The sequence below is a fragment of the Paraburkholderia sp. genome, from assembly GCF_036488505.1.
GTDB lineage: Bacteria > Pseudomonadota > Gammaproteobacteria > Burkholderiales > Burkholderiaceae > Paraburkholderia.
This window is the reverse complement of the sequence record NZ_DASXHN010000006.1, coordinates 1-1970: the sequence shown is the minus strand read 5'-3', so window position 1 is coordinate 1970 and position 1970 is coordinate 1. Positions and strand designations below refer to the sequence as shown.

Below are 1970 nucleotides of genomic sequence, written 5' to 3'. Positions count from 1 at the left end.
TGATAAATAATTGCCGCTTCATTAGACTTATTGATGGCCCGCCTGCCGGGGCCACGCCACTGAGCCCGCCAATATGGACCTGAAGCAGATTCAGTATTTCATCGCGCTGTTCGAGGATGGCTCCGCCACGCGGGCAGCGAAACGGCTGAACATCGTGCAGCCGGCGCTGAGCATGCAGATCGCCAAGCTGGAGGACGAACTGCATCAGCAGCTATTCGAGCGCGGCGCGCACGGCATGGCGCCGACCGCGGCCGGACGCCTGATGTATCGCCTGTTCCTGCCGATCACGCGCGACCTCGCGCACGCGCGCCAGCAACTGGTGCAACGCGACGAGGTGGTGACCGGGCACGTATCGATAGGGTTGATTGCGTCTGTGACGGAGAGCGTGCTGGCGGACTCGCTGTCGCGTTTTCACGCCCGCTATCCGCATGTGGAAGTGACCGTGTCCGACGGTTACAGCGCGACGTTTATCGACTGGGTGTCGGGCGGGCAGCTCGACGCCGCGCTGATCAACAAGCCGCGCGCGCGTCTGTCGCTCGACTCGCAGCCCTTGCTCGATGAAGAGATGGTGCTGGTCACCAGCGCGGTGCATGGTCCCGACTTGCCGCACGCCATCGAGCTTGCGCAGCTTCCCGAGCTCGAACTGGTGTTGCCGACCAAACGCCATGGTTTGCGCGGGGTGCTCGATACCGCCGCCCAGCACGAGGACGTACTGCTTGCGCCTCGCTTCGAGATAGACGTACTGAGCACGATCGTCAAGCTGGTGGAAAGCACGCGCTTTGCGACGATCCTTCCGCGCATCGCGGTCGAGCGCGCGGTGCGGCTCGGCACGCTGCGCGCCTATCCCATTCTTGCGCCGCGGATTGTGCGCCATATCGTTCGGATCAGCCATCCGCGACGCCCGTTGAGCGCGGCGGCGGAAGCGCTGATTGCGATCATCGCCGACGAATTGCGGCTGGTTTCCAGCGAGTCGGCGATGGATGCGTGAACCGGACCCATGCTCTTATCGCTCTTCGAGCACGGAGAAAATATTGCCCGCCGGGTCCTTGAACCAGGCAATCGCCGGACCGCGGGGATCGCGGCAGATCCCTTTTGCGTCCGTCGCCAGATGTGGCGTATTGTAGTGTTCGAAGCGCACGCCGCGCTCGCTCAGCGTGTCAACTGCCTGGTCCACGCTGCTGACCGGGAAGTTCAGCACCGTGAATGTCGCGGGTACATGGTCGGCCTTCGGATAGACCAGCACATTGTTGCCGCCCGCCAGATGCAGCTTGAGAATTCCCATGGGCTCGCTCGTCGCTTCGAGGCCGAGAGTCCCGGTGTAGAACGCCTTCGCTTCGGCGAGATCCTTTACTGCAAAACCGCTGAACGCCGGACTGTCTTTCAATAGCGTTTGCATCGTTTGCTCCTTTCAGGTTGTGCAACTCATGCGTCCGGCCATGACGCCCGCAACTCCTTGACCGGACGCACTTCCACGCCGCCTAGCCGCGCGCCGGGAAATCCGGACGCCACGCGCATGGCTTCGTTCAGGTCGCGTGCCTCGATCAGGATGAAGCCGCCCACCTGCTCCTTGGTCTCGGCGAACGGGCCATCCGTGATCGAGACCTCCTCGCCGCGAACCCTTAGCGTGACGGCCTCCTTTGCGGACTGCAGCGCCTGGGACGTGATGAAATGACGGCTCTCGCGCAAGCGCTCGTCGTACGCCAGGGATTCGTCGACCAGTGCGTCGTACTGCCGTTTCGACAGATCGTCGAGCACGCGCTCGTCAAAGAAAATGAGGCACAAGAATTTCATCGATGTCTCCGGTTGGGGTGGCTTCAGCAGGTAGACGCTTGAGGCAGATGCAAATCGACAGCAACCGCACACAAAAAAGTATCGAAATGTAACGGGCCCCCGAATTGTCCGCCCGGGGCCGGGGCCGGTGCGACGATCTGCGGGATGCGGCGGGCCGTGCGTGTCTGTTAATCTGCGCC

The 1970-nt window shown here is 62.5% G+C and carries 3 protein-coding genes; 1 reads left to right on the top strand and 2 read right to left on the bottom strand.

What is annotated here, in order from left to right:
* Window positions 1–73 precede the first annotated feature (73 nt).
* Window positions 74–988: a LysR family transcriptional regulator gene (locus VGH68_RS00300; protein WP_331601515.1), complete on the top strand. Its 915-nt coding sequence runs from the start codon at window positions 74–76 to the stop codon at window positions 986–988.
* Between the two features lie 15 nt (window positions 989–1003).
* Here VGH68_RS00300 and VGH68_RS00295 read toward each other — a convergent pair whose 3' ends face one another.
* Window positions 1004–1396, bottom strand: a complete 393-nt coding sequence (locus VGH68_RS00295; protein ID WP_331601514.1) for a VOC family protein — start codon at window positions 1394–1396, stop codon at window positions 1004–1006.
* A gap of 26 nt (window positions 1397–1422) precedes the next feature.
* Window positions 1423–1791, bottom strand: coding sequence for a YciI family protein (locus tag VGH68_RS00290; protein WP_331601513.1), 369 nt, complete (start codon window positions 1789–1791; stop codon window positions 1423–1425).
* Between the last annotated feature and the right edge of the window lie 179 nt (window positions 1792–1970).

What these genes read in the sequence shown, in the direction of transcription:
- VGH68_RS00295 (WP_331601514.1), bottom strand. Translation starts at nt 1,396, where the DNA reads ATGCAAACGCTATTGAAAGACAGTCCGGCGTTCAGCGGTTTTGCAGTA.
- VGH68_RS00290 (WP_331601513.1), bottom strand. Translation starts at nt 1,791, where the DNA reads ATGAAATTCTTGTGCCTCATTTTCTTTGACGAGCGCGTGCTCGACGAT.
- VGH68_RS00300 (WP_331601515.1), top strand. Translation starts at nt 74, where the DNA reads ATGGACCTGAAGCAGATTCAGTATTTCATCGCGCTGTTCGAGGATGGC.